Origin of the sequence: Bacillus sp. SH5-2 (assembly GCF_008368905.1) — a bacterium.
Classification (GTDB): domain Bacteria; phylum Bacillota; class Bacilli; order Bacillales; family Bacillaceae_G; genus Bacillus_A; species Bacillus_A luti.
Map to the genome: position 1 here is coordinate 28,809 of NZ_QOSD01000041.1, position 13,048 is coordinate 41,856.

The following is a 13,048-nucleotide window of genomic DNA, read 5'->3' on the forward strand; positions in this document are numbered from 1 at the left end:
CATCTCCTCTATTCAATGTACAAATAATTTACTTATTTGTTTCTATTATGTTATTGATGCGTATTTCAGTAAATGACTGAATATAATTCAAAATTTCATCACGCTCATACTCATTTAATAACTCATGATAACAATTCGGCCATTCTTTAAAAGCCTTATCACTTATTTTAACATTATCAAACCAAGTACGGACACGTGTTTTATCTACAAGTTTATCCTCACATGCTTGCATTAGCAAGAGTGGAACGTCTGGAAAATCGCCTATTTTTTTATGAGCAATCTCGATAGACTTAATTAATTCACTATACCAACGTACTGATACTTTGCGCAAGAACAATGAATCATTCTCCATCGCATCTCTCACTTCATGATTACGTGTTGACATTTCCACTGTAAGATTTGTTGCAAATTGCAATTTTGGAGCAACGACGTTTAATATTTTTGACGCCGCTCGAAGCGGCGCAGCAGGTGCAGCTAATACGCCTAAACATGGTGAACTTAAAACAATACCGTCTATATCCTCTCTCTTTGTTTCTTGCATCATACGAATGACGATAAGACCGCCCATACTATGACCGAATAGAAAAATGGGTAACCGGTACTTTCTTGCTTCTTTCACCCATAATTTAACTTCCTCTATGTATTCATCAAACGAATCAATATGTCCTCTATTTCTTGAAGTCGTTCCATGTGACGGAAGGTCCCCCATCACGACATGATAGCCGATATGATTCCACATTTCCGCGACTGCTTCGTAACGTCCGTGATACTCCATAGCGCCGTGCACAATAACGACTACAGCTTTCGCTTCCTCTGCCTCATAATTCCACATACGGACCTCCTCCATTTCACTCTTTTTCATAATTTGATACACTTAAACTAGTCTCTAGGAAAGGAAGGCTTTACATGATATATCCTTACAAAGAAAAAAATCCGAAAATTTCGAGTAGTGCTTTTATCGCTGACTACGTAACCATTACAGGTGATGTGACAATTGGCGAGGAAGCAAGTATTTGGTTTAATACAGTCATCCGAGGTGACGTATCACCAACAATCATTGGTGACCGGGTAAATGTACAAGATCAATGTACACTCCACCAAAGCCCACAGTATCCTCTTATTTTAGAAGATGACGTTACAGTTGGTCATCAAGTTATTTTACATAGCTGCCATATAAAAAAGGATGCTTTAATTGGAATGGGCTCTATTATATTGGATGGTGCTGAAATTGGCGAAGGAGCCTTTATCGGTGCTGGAAGCCTCGTTTCACAAGGAAAGAAAATCCCGCCAAACACATTAGCTTTCGGTCGCCCAGCGAAAGTCGTTCGTGAATTAACAGAAGAAGACCGTAAAGACATGGAGCGAATTCGCACACAATATGTTGAAAAAGGTCAATATTATAAATCATTACAAAAATGATTTTACCGCTGCCATAATACTGGCAGCTTTTTTTATAAAATCTAACTTTTTCTTTACAAAACATTATTACTCCCTCAACAAAATCTTATTAAAATAAAAGCTAATATCTCCATATATATGTAGATGAGGGAGGAGAATTTTCATGAAGGTCAGTGGATTATATAAAATAGAATGTTACATTTTCAAAGGTATTAACCGATACTTTGATCAAAAGACATTAAATATCTTTTTCAGCAATATTACTCATATCGGTGGTGCTACTTTCTCCATTACACTCACACTGTTCTTTTTAATTTTCGCAAAGGACACTTTGCACCAATCCGCAATCGCAACTGCTATTTCGTTAGCAATTAGCCATATCCCTGTGCAAATATTAAAAAGATGGTATCCGCGAAAACGTCCTTATTTAACAATTCAGGATGCAAAATATCCAGTCCATCCATTAAAAGACCACTCTTTCCCGTCTGGTCATACAACAGCCGTTTTCTCTGTCTTCATTCCATTTATTTGCTATAATCCAACCTTATTTGTTTTTCTATTACCATTAGCATTATGCGTTGGTATTTCTCGCATTTATTTAGGGCTTCACTATCCGTCTGATGTATTCGTCGGTATGTGCCTCGGCACTTGCTCTGGCATCATCTCTTTTTATCAATTCATCCCACTTTTCACATAAAGGAGTGATATGATGAGAGTCGCCATTTTTACCGATACTTTTACGCCACAAGTCAACGGGGTTGCGAAAACATTAGAACGATTAACACGTTACTTTCAGAAAGAACAAATCGCCTATTCTGTTTTCGCACCTCAGCATACAGCTGAAGATAATTTCGTAGCGAATGTGAACAAGATGAGAAGCATCCCGTTAACAATATTATATCCAGAATGTCGCTTTTCTTTTCCTACTCCGCGCATTAAGCGGGAACTTCTTGCTTTTAAACCTGATATGATTCACATTGCTACACCTTTCAACATGGGACTTTGTGGATTGTATTATGCAAAAAAGTTAAACATCCCAGTTGTCGGTTCTTATCATACTGATTTCGATGCTTATTTACGTTATTACAAAATCGAATTTCTCTCTAATATGCTTTGGAACTATTTAAAGTGGTTTCATAGTCATATGCAAAAAAATTTTGTACCATCCTCTGAAACATTACATCAATTAAAAAATAAAGGCTTTCACACTCTCTATATATGGGGACGTGGTGTAGATTGCACACTCTTTCATCCATCTTATAATACAGACCTATTCCGAAAAAAATATAATATTACAGCGAAGTATATTCTTTCCTATGTTGGACGGATTGCTCCTGAAAAAGATATTGATACGCTGCAAAACCTTATCGTTAAAACAGCGCATACTCGAAACGACATTCATTGGCTCATCGCAGGAGATGGTCCTCTAGCAACAAATTTGCGTGAAGCTGTTCCGAAAACAAATGTAACCTTTACTGGATATTTACAAGGTGAGGATTTAGCTGCAGCCTATGCTTCTTCCGATTTAATGGTATTTCCATCTGCTACTGAAACATTTGGGAACGTTGTACTTGAATCACTTGCATGTGGTACACCTGTCATTGGTGCGAATAGTGGTGGGGTTAAAAATATTATTACAGATGGAAAAACGGGAGTTCTTTGTCCGCCCAAAAATGAAGACGCATTTCTATCATCCATTTATTTTTTATTGCAAAATGAAGAAAAACTTGAGCAGATGGGAATAGCAGCTTCATCTTTTGCAAAATCAAAGAACTGGGATGAGATTTTTCTTGGCTTACTTAACAAATATGAAGAAGTCCTTCAGCATACCGCATCAGAGTTGCTTGCTTAAATAGAAAAACTCCCTTCAACTAGACGAAGGGAGTTTATTACACAGTTGTAAACTTTACTTAAATAAATGATACACAAGGTGAAATATCACCTTATTCCTATATTCATTATAACAAAAATACACATAACTAAACAGACTTGTAATAAAAACCCATAAAAATTAAAATATGGTTATACAGTGTTTTTACTGTATGATGATTTTAAGAGATTCCCCTTAAAATCAACTTACTCACATACCTTTATACAGTAATTGTTCCCCAATTTCTGTATATCAAAAAACCTTTCATTCATTTGAAAGTTTTTTTTGAACCTGCGTATATTCTTCTTTCGTATTCACATTTATAAACCATTCTGCTTTTGCTTGTACATCTTCTCCGGCAACATATTTCACATTACATTGTGATAAAAGCTGCCCCATACTTCTTTTCTCTTCCTGAAGTAAAGTGTAAATCTTCTCTTTCACACGGTTATGATATGCTGCAAGTAGCGGCTGTTTTCTTCCATTAATAATAGGTACAACCGCATCATACTCATCACTCGTTTGCTTTAATAAAATAGGAAACCATTCATTTGAAATATTTGGCGCATCACAAGGCATAATAGTGTACCAATCTGCTTCTATATATTCCATTCCTGATACAATTCCAGCAAGTGGGCCGTTTCCTTTATAATGCGGAATATCTTCTATAACAGGAATTTGTATGAGTTGCTCTACTCGCTCTTTTATATCGGAGTGACTAATGACTACAACTTCTTGGAGCGCACCTGTCATCACTTTCAAAATATGCTCAACAAACGTACTACCTTGCCAGCTCGCTAATGCTTTCGGCTCACCGAATCTACTCGACATACCGCCCGCTAATACAATTCCAGCCCACTTACTCATTGGCGATGCAGCTCAAATGTAATATGACCTAATTCCGGTAAAATTAATTTATTCATCGCAAGACGAACGGCTCCGCTAGACCCAGGCATCGAAAAGACTACTTTACGCCCAATTGTACCGCCGATTGCTCTACTTAACATTGCGCTGCTTCCGATATCTTCTAAATAACTAATCATACGGAACAGCTCACCAAACCCGACAATTTCTTTATCTAATAACACTGACACTGCTTCAATCGTTACATCACGCTTCGTAATACCAGTACCACCATTCGTTAATACAACATCTACGTCTTCCTTATGATAACCAGCTAACACTGCTTGCTGAATACTTTCTTTATCATCTTTTACAATTTCATAAGAAGTCACTGTATGGCCTGCTTCTTTTAACAATTCATGTAATAATTGTCCGCTCTTATCTGTCTCTTCCGTACGCGTATCAGAAATCGTAACGATCTTGCAGCGCACTTCTTTCGGAGCTTGTTTTTTATGTTCAGTTACACTCATTTTTCATCTTTCCTTTCTTAAAGACTTTTCTTCATTTTATCATACATACCTTTATACAATTATGTATGAAGCCGATGATGTATCATGATACAATATAAGTATACTAATCCACAAAAAGGAAAATAGAAAGCATCCTTTCTTATCCCACTAGACTTCACATCGTTAGCTACCCTTTAACTTTTCTTATATTTTCTACATAGTAGAATTCAGTTTTTAAAATTGCACTACCAAATAAATCGGAGGTCTACCTATTATGGAACTATATAAAAAATTAACAACAACATTCATCCTCTTATTCGTCGCTTCCATTACTGTCGGTTTTTCTCTAAAAGGAGCAATTCCATACGCTACATTAGTAAGTATTATTTTTGCAACGCTATTTTTACTAAGCAGTGCCTTTTGCGCAGGTAAAGCACGTCAAATGAAAGGTTGATTTCACATGTTCCGTAAGAATTCAATCCTTTGCAAATCATGCAAAAAAGAAATATAAACGTATGAAAAAGTATATTGAGCTAGAAGAAGTACATTTTTTATTCATGTATTCAAATAATGAGTAAATTAAAATAAAAAAAGCTTTGCGCTCACCGCGCAAAGCTTTTTTTCATATATTATAGACCAGCTTGCTCTTTTAAAGCTACAGCTTTGTCTGTACGTTCCCATGATAGATCTACATCAGTACGTCCGAAGTGGCCGTAAGCTGCTGTTTGTTTGTAAATTGGGCGACGTAAGTCTAGCATTTTAATAATACCAGCTGGGCGAAGATCGAAGTTGTTACGAACTAGTTCTACTAATACGTCTTCAGATACTTTACCAGTGCCGAATGTATCAACTGAAATTGATACTGGTTGTGCTACACCGATTGCGTATGCAAGTTGTACTTCTGCTTTTTCAGCAAGACCAGCTGCTACGATGTTTTTCGCAACATAACGAGCTGCATATGCTGCAGAACGGTCAACTTTTGTTGCATCTTTACCAGAGAATGCACCGCCACCGTGGCGAGCGTATCCACCGTAAGTATCAACGATGATTTTACGTCCTGTTAAACCAGCATCACCTTGTGGTCCACCAATTACGAAGCGGCCAGTTGGGTTAATGAAGAATTTCGTTTCTCCATCCATTAATTCTGCTGGTACTACAGCTTTAATTACGTGCTCTTTTAAGTCGCGATCGATTTCTTCCCATGTAACATCTGGGTGATGTTGTGTAGAAATTACGATAGTATCAACACGTACTGGTTTACCATTTTCATCATACTCAACTGTAACTTGCGTTTTTCCATCCGGACGTAAGTATGATAATGTATCATCTTTACGTACTTCAGTTAAACGGCGAGCTAATTTGTGAGCAAGCGAGATTGGAAGTGGCATTAATTCTTGTGTTTCATTACATGCGAAACCAAACATTAAACCTTGGTCTCCTGCACCAATTGCCTCAATCTCAGCGTCAGTCATTTGACCTTCGCGTGCTTCTAGCGCTTGGTCAACACCCATAGCGATGTCAGCAGATTGCTCATCGATAGATGTTAAAACTGCACAAGTTTCTGCATCGAATCCGTATTTTGCACGAGTGTAACCAATGCCTTGAATTGTTTCACGAACGATTTTCGGAATGTCTACGTAAGTAGAAGTCGTAATTTCCCCCGCTACCAATACTAAACCAGTTGTTACAGTTGTTTCACAAGCTACACGTGCATTTGCGTCTTTTGATAAGATCGCATCTAAAATTGAATCAGAAATTTGGTCACAAATTTTATCTGGATGTCCTTCAGTTACAGACTCAGATGTGAACAGATGACGTTTTTTTGTCATGTGGTAAACCTCCCTACAGTAATTGTATATATTGTACGGAACTCATCCTTAATTTGCCACAAACTGCGACATACATTTATTCTCCCACACAAGCATACAGAAAAACCTTTCCCACTTTACATAGAGGAAAGGTTTAATTTGCTACTTGCATACTGCTTTTTGCCCTTCGCTCTTATCGTTCGAGACCTGTAGCCTCGCACAGGTTTTAGCACCTATTCACCTGTATTTACCAATACAGATGAGGTTGCTGGGCTTCATCGGGCCTGTCCCTCCGCCAGCTCGGGATAAGAGAGTATCCGTCCCAACCTATACTAAAGAAATGATATTCATTTGTCAATTAATATTCACATTTTCCTGAAAGTTTTTCTCAATACAGAAAGAATGGAATATTAATAAGGAATTAATACATTCACACAAACAAAAATAAAGAAATAGTATACATTATTTATATAATTGTGTTATACTCTTGATGGGGATTACGAGAAATATTTCATTAAATGAAAAGGATGGTATATAAATATGAGTACTGTGAATGTCCAAATTGGTTTACACGAATTATTGAACGGAAGCAATGCACAGATTCAACTAAGTGTTCCGCAATTAGTGGAAAAAGTATTAATGCGAAATGAAGGGAAATTAACTTCGACTGGTGCCGTTTCTGCTTCAACAGGAAAATATACAGGACGTTCTCCTAAAGATAAATTTATTGTGAAAGAAGCATCGGTTGCTGACAAAATTGCTTGGGGAGCTGTGAACCAACCGATTTCTGAAGAACATTTTAATAAATTATATACGAAAGTTTTAGAGTACTTAAAAGAAAAAGAAGAGTTATTCATCTTCAAAGGATTTGCAGGCGCTGATCGCAACTATCGCCTACCAATTCAAGTTGTTAACGAATACGCATGGCATAATTTATTCGTACACCAATTATTTATTCGTCCAACTGAAGAGGAATTAACGACTCATGAATCAGAGTTCACAATTGTTTCTGCACCGAACTTCAAAGCAGACCCAGCAATTGACGGCACAAATTCTGAAGCATTCATTATGGTTTCATTCGAAAAACGTATCGTACTGATCGGTGGTACAGAATACGCTGGAGAAATGAAAAAATCAATTTTCTCTATTATGAACTTCTTACTACCTGAACAAGATATCCTTTCTATGCATTGCTCTGCAAACGTAGGTGAAGAAGGCGACGTGGCACTATTCTTCGGATTATCTGGAACAGGTAAAACAACATTGTCTGCTGATCCAAACCGTAAATTAATCGGTGACGACGAGCATGGATGGTCTGATAACGGTGTATTCAATATTGAAGGCGGTTGCTATGCGAAATGTGTAAACCTTTCTCACGAGAAAGAGCCACAAATTTTCGATGCAATCAAATTTGGATCTGTTTTAGAAAACGTTATCATTAATAACCAAACTCGTATCGCAGACTACAACGATACTACTTTAACAGAAAATACACGTGCTGCATACCCTATGCATGCGATTGACAATATCGTACTGCCAAGTGTTGCAGGACATCCAAATACAATCATCTTCTTAACTGCTGATGCATCTGGCGTATTGCCTCCAATCAGTAAGTTATCAAAAGAACAAGCTATGTACCATTTCTTAAGTGGTTACACTAGTAAACTAGCAGGAACAGAGCGCGGCGTTACATCTCCGCAAGCTACATTCTCAACTTGCTTCGGTTCACCATTCTTACCACTTGATGCATCTCGCTATGCTGAAATGCTTGGTGAAAAAATCGAGAAACATGACGCAAAAGTATTCTTAGTAAACACTGGCTGGACTGGTGGCGAATACGGCGTTGGTAAGCGTATGAACTTAGGTTACACTCGTGCAATGATTCAAGCAGCATTAAGCGGCGAACTTGCGAAAACTGAAACAGCTAAACATGACATCTTCGGTCTTGAAGTTCCACTTCACGTACCAGGTGTACCTGACGAAGTGTTAATGCCTGAACAAACTTGGGCTGATAAAGCTGCTTACAAAGCAAAAGCAATCGAGCTTGCAAATGAATTCAAAGAGAACTTCAAAAAGTTCGAAAGCGTTTCTGAAGACATTATTAACTTAGGCGGTCCAATCGCTTAAATTAAAACTTTCTGTTGGAATCACCCTTTTACTCATATGAATAAGTGTCGTGTAACCGTAAAGTTTCGCGTACTCACCGACAAAACCCAATGCGGCTTAGCGGTTACACACACTTACATAAAAAAGAAGCTTACGTTTTTTGCGTAAGCTTCTTTCTATATCTTATATAAAATGAAACGTTGATCTCTTCATCTGTGACTTAGTTTATTAATTTACAGAAATTTCACTTTATAGTTATTTATTTTTAGTTTCCTATGATATGATTTACATATATAGGAAAGGGTGAGGCATATGAAAAATTTTTCTCATACAGGAAAAATTTTATTCAGTTATGGAGCGATCCAAATGTTTTGGGGACTTGTAATGCTTAACATTAATTTATTTGAGCATACAAGTGAAACAATAAAATATATTATTCTAATTACCGGAATAGTTTGTTGTATTATATCCAACCTTTTTAAAGAACCTAAGAGTCCTACTAATCCGTGATTTCATGTTAACTTATTGGAAGCTGAAACCTGTATTTTATGCAACGTTACGCTTCCTGTTATACTCCCCATCGCTGGATCCTCTATTCCATCTAAACAGAGGCTTTTTATCTTTTTATCTTTTTATCTTTTTACCTTTTTAGTTCTTCGTTAATTCTTTCTCATCTTTCATACTATAGTATCCTAAATTAACAACGATTAAGAAATAACCGCCCATAATCCCTACTGCAAATGCCCACATCACCATATGGTGCTCAATTTCGTACATAATAATAGCGCCCAAAATAGCAGCGGCAAAACGATTAAACATACCGAGCGTCGGTGCTTTCGTTTTCTTTACGATACTATCTCCAAGCTTCTCAATTCGTCTCCCTAAAAGCCAAACACAATACATACTTACGATAAGTCCAATTCCTGCACCTAAAAAATGTGCTGAAAACGGTGTTACCATCCAGCCTAGCAAAAGAATACCTAATAGATAATACGATTGAATTTTAAACGACCTTAATGACATACTAATCATGCTGTTCTCCTCTTGTTCAGTAATTTTCATCTATCCAACAAAAAACTTCTTTCAAGTCCATACTACTTAAACCCATTTCACTCAAATTAAAAAACAACATAAACACAATGTTTATGTTGTTTGAATGTTTTTAGGAAATAATATTATACAAGATTTCAAACATCATATTCTCATAATTTGTGACGTTTTTCCAAACATTTTTCGTCCATTTATGAAAAAAGTGATATCAATCTATGAACATACGGATATGATGTAATAAGTACACAAATAAAGGGGGCGTCTAATGATTTATTTTTTAATGGCTCTCATCCACCTCATTGTCCCTGCACTTATTGGACTTTCATTGTATTGGTACACGAAAAACCATAGTATTTTCTACGCTGTCCTCGGTGTCCTTCTTCCGGGTATTATTCTTATCACACTCTTCCGTATTCCATTTTTAAACTTAATTCCACTTATTACTGCTATCTTATTTCTCGTCTTCTTACCAAAAATAAAAAAATAGGAAAGCAGATCATAGGTGATCTGTTTTCCTATTTTGATATAGGTTCTCCCACAGTAGAGTGAACTTTTACTTTCTCGGATTTCACAAACCATAAACCGAAGAAAATAATAATTCCACCGATTATTTGTTGAAACGATACATATTCATTTGCCCATACTGCTGCAAATAAAACAGCTACAAACGGCGTTATATACATATATACCATCGTATGTGACGCCCCAATTTTTTGAACTCCAACATACCACATAACTAAACCGAACACTGTTACAAAGAAAATAGAATATAGTAAAGCAAATAGTGTCATTCCATGTGTAATGTGAAATGGCATTATAAATACGTATGGTCCACTTAAAAGTAAGAGTGGAATCGCGCCAACTAGTGCTGACCATGCGGTAACACGTAGTGCTGAATATTTTTTAATTAATGGACTTGCTAAAACAGGATAAAGCCCCCAGCATATTGATGTAATGAGTCCAATCCCATTCCCGTAAAAAGAACTAGCAAGTGAATTCCCTGCTACTAAAACTAAGGCTGCACCACAAAAGGCAATGATAGAACCGATAAGCTTTCGAGAAGAAAACTTTTCTTGTTTTAAGAAAATCGCAAATACAGTTGTAAAAATAGGTGAAATAGAAATGAGTAAAGAGGCATTTGTAGCGGATGTATATTTGACAGTTTCCATAAATAACGTTTGATACAGTACAATACCTACAACGCTAACGATAATTAATCTAGGTATATCCTTTCGCTCCATATAAACCGACTTTTCAATAAAAAGTGCAAGAAGTAACATAAGCGGTGCCGCCGATATCATCCGAAGTGCAGTAAACTCAATTGCTGTAAATTCTAAAAGTCCATATTTCGCAATCGTAAAGTTAATCCCCCAAATAATAACGACACTTAAAATTAATAACTCCATTCCCCATTTTCTCATGCGTATCCCCTCCGCAAATACGATTATACAGAAAATTCAATCACGTGTACATTTCATTATGTGAAAAAACCTTTGTATTGTATGGAGACCCTTTCTTTGGTACATGAAATTATATTAGCGATTTTTCGGATATATCAGCGCAACTCAAATTATATCAGCGATTTTCCAAATATATCAGCGCAACTCAAATTATATCGGCGATTTTTTAAATATATCGACTTATCAACAAAAAATGACAATAACAGCGACTTATCCAATAAAAAAAGGTGGTTCCAAAATACATTTTGGAACCACCTTTCCTTTACTACACTCGAACATGTAACTTCATATTTGGATTATAAAACTGGCTCGGGCTTTTCAGCTGAAAAGTTCCTCCACCTTCATGCCAATCGACTGTTAACTTATCATCCATAAATACAAGTTTTGTGCGATCTGCGATAAAATTCATTGCGCTAGATTCGATATCCACATCGCGCTCATCTTTTTCTGCTACAGCTACTAAATCGATAATTCCGCTCATTACACAACCGCAACCTTCATTATCGTAAAATAACTTTATATATTTTGCTTCATTTGGAATCGTATCCATAATTTTTTTATATGCTGCTTCTGTTACAGTAACGTACATACTCTAATCTTCATCCTCTCTTCTCGTATCCTTCATATATTGTACCACTATTTTTCTAAATCATTGTATACAAAAATTAAGACTAACACATGTGATAAAGGGGGCTGTATCACACTCTGTCTCTAAATATTTAGTGAAAGAAAAATTGATATATGATTGATTTAATGCGAATTTTGATATCAATATTACTTTGCTTCCGCAAGAAAAATGGTTCCTCTAAAAAGATTCAATTCTCCTCCCTATTTTTGAAATCTATATACACAATACGATCAACCACACAAAAACATAGAATTCCTAATATATATAGTAGTTCCATTTTTAAAACTAGATTTTCAAAATGTAGAAAGGAGAACGTACATGTATCAACGTAATTGCTTTAGTTGCGACGGCAGACGAAACGGCAGTTCTATTGGTAGTACTGGTGCTACCAATAGAACTGGGCCTACAGGGGCTACAGGACCTTCCGGTGCCGGTTTACAAAGTACTACCACCTTTAGTCTAGCAGCCGCTCCCAACTATAAAAAAGGACAAGTTGTCACTTATACGGGCAGCGGCTATGTTGTAAAAAAAGATGCACCTCAAGGTTTTCCAAATATATCTCCAGATTATATCGTATTAGTGGAAAGTGGACCTTCTGGGAGCACTGGACCCACTGGGAGCACTGGGCCTTCTGGGAGCAATGGACCCACTGGGAGCACTGGACCCACTGGCATCACCGGACCTTCTGGGAGCAATGGACCCACTGGGAGCACTGGGCCTTCTGGGAGCACTGGACCACTGGGAGCAATGGACCCACTGGCATCACCGGACCTTCTGGGAGCAATGGACCCACTGGGAGCACTGGACCCACTGGCTCTGCGGGTAGTGCTTCCGCCAAAAGTATTGTTTTTCAAGGAACAAATACTGGTTTTCAACGTATAGCGGGCTCTCCTGGAATTGACTCTAATGTTATTCCATATGTCACTGCTGGATCCGGTAGTATAGTTGGCTTTACTGCGTCAATAAATGTAAATAACTTACCTGCTGCTGTTTATACGATTGATATTTGCAGGGATGTCCCCACAAACCTCACTGCCCCTATCTCTAGTTACATTCTATCTACTATTACCTTAACTACTACTGACAAAATTACTGGAACTATGGTATTTTCAATTAAACCGACGGATACTGGATCGGGACAAATTCAAGTATTTAATCCTACTCCAGCAGTAGGTCCAGCTACTGTAACCTGGACTAGCATTACAGCTGGAAACCCCGTTTCGAGGGGAGACGCTATATCCCTTTATATTACCCCTGGAATTACTGCCAGTGCTGTATATTCTGTTTTTCTAATCACTAATATTTAGTTCCCTCTTTAAAGTAATTTATTTAACAAAAAAGAGATCACTCTCAAATTAATCTGTACCCTTTGTAAA

At 37.1% G+C, this 13,048-nt stretch carries 15 protein-coding genes, 1 pseudogene and 1 riboswitch; of the genes and pseudogenes, 8 read left to right on the plus strand and 8 right to left on the minus strand.

The genetic code is table 11. The features are described 5' to 3' along the window. Positions 1 to 28: 28 nt before the first annotated feature. A complete protein-coding gene (locus DN410_RS27310; protein WP_149178799.1) occupies positions 29 to 832 on the minus strand; it encodes an alpha/beta hydrolase in 804 nt (267 codons plus the stop codon). A gap of 74 nt (positions 833 to 906) precedes the next feature. On the opposite strand from DN410_RS27310, the gene DN410_RS27315 reads away from it, so the two are divergent. The 3 genes from DN410_RS27315 (at position 907) to DN410_RS27325 (ending at position 3,250) form a co-directional block, all read left to right on the plus strand. Beyond that, entirely contained in the window at positions 907 to 1,419 is a 513-nt protein-coding gene (locus DN410_RS27315; protein WP_088232299.1) for a gamma carbonic anhydrase, read from the plus strand. 142 nt (positions 1,420 to 1,561) lie between these two features. Beyond that, positions 1,562 to 2,095 (plus strand): phosphatase PAP2 family protein, encoded by a 534-nt coding sequence (locus DN410_RS27320; RefSeq protein WP_149178800.1) that lies wholly within the window; start codon positions 1,562 to 1,564, stop codon positions 2,093 to 2,095. Between the two features lie 12 nt (positions 2,096 to 2,107). After that, positions 2,108 to 3,250: a glycosyltransferase family 4 protein gene (locus DN410_RS27325; RefSeq protein ID WP_149178801.1), complete on the plus strand. Its 1,143-nt coding sequence runs from the start codon at positions 2,108 to 2,110 to the stop codon at positions 3,248 to 3,250. A 282-nt stretch (positions 3,251 to 3,532) separates the two neighbouring features. On the opposite strand, the gene DN410_RS27330 is transcribed toward DN410_RS27325, so the two are convergent. Together DN410_RS27330 and DN410_RS27335 are read right to left on the minus strand one after the other, a co-directional pair. After that, positions 3,533 to 4,135 carry a molybdenum cofactor guanylyltransferase gene (locus DN410_RS27330; protein WP_149178802.1) on the minus strand — a complete coding sequence of 201 codons (603 nt, stop codon included), beginning with the start codon at positions 4,133 to 4,135 and terminating at the stop codon, positions 3,533 to 3,535. After that, positions 4,132 to 4,641 (minus strand): MogA/MoaB family molybdenum cofactor biosynthesis protein, encoded by a 510-nt coding sequence (locus DN410_RS27335; RefSeq protein ID WP_098269404.1) that lies wholly within the window; start codon positions 4,639 to 4,641, stop codon positions 4,132 to 4,134. The genes DN410_RS27330 and DN410_RS27335 overlap by 4 nt, the downstream gene beginning before the upstream one ends. Before the next feature lie 253 nt (positions 4,642 to 4,894). On the opposite strand from DN410_RS27335, the gene DN410_RS27340 reads away from it, so the two are divergent. Next, the gene (locus DN410_RS27340) at positions 4,895 to 5,074 is read left to right on the plus strand and encodes a hypothetical protein (protein WP_000424805.1); all 180 of its coding nucleotides are present in this window, start codon (positions 4,895 to 4,897) and stop codon (positions 5,072 to 5,074) included. A 175-nt stretch (positions 5,075 to 5,249) separates the two neighbouring features. Here the strand turns inward: DN410_RS27340 and metK are convergent, their stop codons facing one another. Further along, on the minus strand, positions 5,250 to 6,449 hold the full coding sequence (metK, locus tag DN410_RS27345; RefSeq protein WP_149178803.1) for a methionine adenosyltransferase: 1,200 nt from the start codon (positions 6,447 to 6,449) through the stop codon (positions 5,250 to 5,252). Between the two features lie 169 nt (positions 6,450 to 6,618). Continuing rightward, positions 6,619 to 6,740: riboswitch (SAM riboswitch) on the minus strand. A gap of 228 nt (positions 6,741 to 6,968) precedes the next feature. Here metK and pckA point away from each other — a divergent pair. After that, a complete protein-coding gene (pckA, locus tag DN410_RS27350; RefSeq protein WP_149178804.1) occupies positions 6,969 to 8,555 on the plus strand; it encodes a phosphoenolpyruvate carboxykinase (ATP) in 1,587 nt (528 codons plus the stop codon). 291 nt (positions 8,556 to 8,846) lie between these two features. Then, positions 8,847 to 9,044: a hypothetical protein gene (locus DN410_RS27355; RefSeq protein ID WP_149178805.1), complete on the plus strand. Its 198-nt coding sequence runs from the start codon at positions 8,847 to 8,849 to the stop codon at positions 9,042 to 9,044. Between the two features lie 138 nt (positions 9,045 to 9,182). Here the strand turns inward: DN410_RS27355 and DN410_RS27360 are convergent, their stop codons facing one another. Further along, on the minus strand, positions 9,183 to 9,566 hold the full coding sequence (locus DN410_RS27360) for an ATP synthase subunit I (protein ID WP_149178806.1): 384 nt from the start codon (positions 9,564 to 9,566) through the stop codon (positions 9,183 to 9,185). Between the two features lie 283 nt (positions 9,567 to 9,849). On the opposite strand from DN410_RS27360, the gene DN410_RS27365 reads away from it, so the two are divergent. Then, positions 9,850 to 10,071 carry a hypothetical protein gene (locus DN410_RS27365; RefSeq protein WP_000639048.1) on the plus strand — a complete coding sequence of 74 codons (222 nt, stop codon included), beginning with the start codon at positions 9,850 to 9,852 and terminating at the stop codon, positions 10,069 to 10,071. A 28-nt stretch (positions 10,072 to 10,099) separates the two neighbouring features. Here DN410_RS27365 and DN410_RS27370 read toward each other — a convergent pair whose 3' ends face one another. The 3 genes from DN410_RS27370 to DN410_RS28885 form a co-directional block, all read right to left on the minus strand. After that, positions 10,100 to 11,005 carry a DMT family transporter gene (locus tag DN410_RS27370; RefSeq protein WP_149178807.1) on the minus strand — a complete coding sequence of 302 codons (906 nt, stop codon included), beginning with the start codon at positions 11,003 to 11,005 and terminating at the stop codon, positions 10,100 to 10,102. A 304-nt stretch (positions 11,006 to 11,309) separates the two neighbouring features. Then, positions 11,310 to 11,633 (minus strand): iron-sulfur cluster biosynthesis family protein, encoded by a 324-nt coding sequence (locus DN410_RS27375; RefSeq protein WP_000289561.1) that lies wholly within the window; start codon positions 11,631 to 11,633, stop codon positions 11,310 to 11,312. Positions 11,634 to 11,995: 362 nt separating this feature from the next. Then, complete coding sequence (locus DN410_RS28885) at positions 11,996 to 12,124, minus strand: hypothetical protein (RefSeq protein ID WP_255446900.1); 129 nt, start codon at positions 12,122 to 12,124, stop codon at positions 11,996 to 11,998. 127 nt (positions 12,125 to 12,251) lie between these two features. On the opposite strand from DN410_RS28885, the pseudogene DN410_RS28660 reads away from it, so the two are divergent. After that, positions 12,252 to 12,979, plus strand: a pseudogene (locus tag DN410_RS28660) (collagen-like protein). Positions 12,980 to 13,048: the final 69 nt, after the last annotated feature.

Excerpts from the sequence above, each read along its gene's own strand:
- DN410_RS27375 (WP_000289561.1), bottom strand. The coding sequence starts at position 11,633 with ATGTACGTTACTGTAACAGAAGCAGCATATAAAAAAATTATGGATACG.
- pckA (WP_149178804.1), top strand. The coding sequence starts at position 6,969 with ATGAGTACTGTGAATGTCCAAATTGGTTTACACGAATTATTGAACGGA.
- DN410_RS27330 (WP_149178802.1), bottom strand. The coding sequence starts at position 4,135 with ATGAGTAAGTGGGCTGGAATTGTATTAGCGGGCGGTATGTCGAGTAGA.
- DN410_RS27340 (WP_000424805.1), top strand. The coding sequence starts at position 4,895 with ATGGAACTATATAAAAAATTAACAACAACATTCATCCTCTTATTCGTC.
- DN410_RS27315 (WP_088232299.1), top strand. The coding sequence starts at position 907 with ATGATATATCCTTACAAAGAAAAAAATCCGAAAATTTCGAGTAGTGCT.
- DN410_RS27355 (WP_149178805.1), top strand. The coding sequence starts at position 8,847 with ATGAAAAATTTTTCTCATACAGGAAAAATTTTATTCAGTTATGGAGCG.
- DN410_RS27360 (WP_149178806.1), bottom strand. The coding sequence starts at position 9,566 with ATGATTAGTATGTCATTAAGGTCGTTTAAAATTCAATCGTATTATCTA.
- DN410_RS27320 (WP_149178800.1), top strand. The coding sequence starts at position 1,562 with ATGAAGGTCAGTGGATTATATAAAATAGAATGTTACATTTTCAAAGGT.
- DN410_RS27365 (WP_000639048.1), top strand. The coding sequence starts at position 9,850 with ATGATTTATTTTTTAATGGCTCTCATCCACCTCATTGTCCCTGCACTT.
- DN410_RS27335 (WP_098269404.1), bottom strand. The coding sequence starts at position 4,641 with ATGAGTGTAACTGAACATAAAAAACAAGCTCCGAAAGAAGTGCGCTGC.
- metK (WP_149178803.1), bottom strand. The coding sequence starts at position 6,449 with ATGACAAAAAAACGTCATCTGTTCACATCTGAGTCTGTAACTGAAGGA.
- DN410_RS27325 (WP_149178801.1), top strand. The coding sequence starts at position 2,108 with ATGAGAGTCGCCATTTTTACCGATACTTTTACGCCACAAGTCAACGGG.
- DN410_RS27310 (WP_149178799.1), bottom strand. The coding sequence starts at position 832 with ATGTGGAATTATGAGGCAGAGGAAGCGAAAGCTGTAGTCGTTATTGTG.
- DN410_RS27370 (WP_149178807.1), bottom strand. The coding sequence starts at position 11,005 with ATGAGAAAATGGGGAATGGAGTTATTAATTTTAAGTGTCGTTATTATT.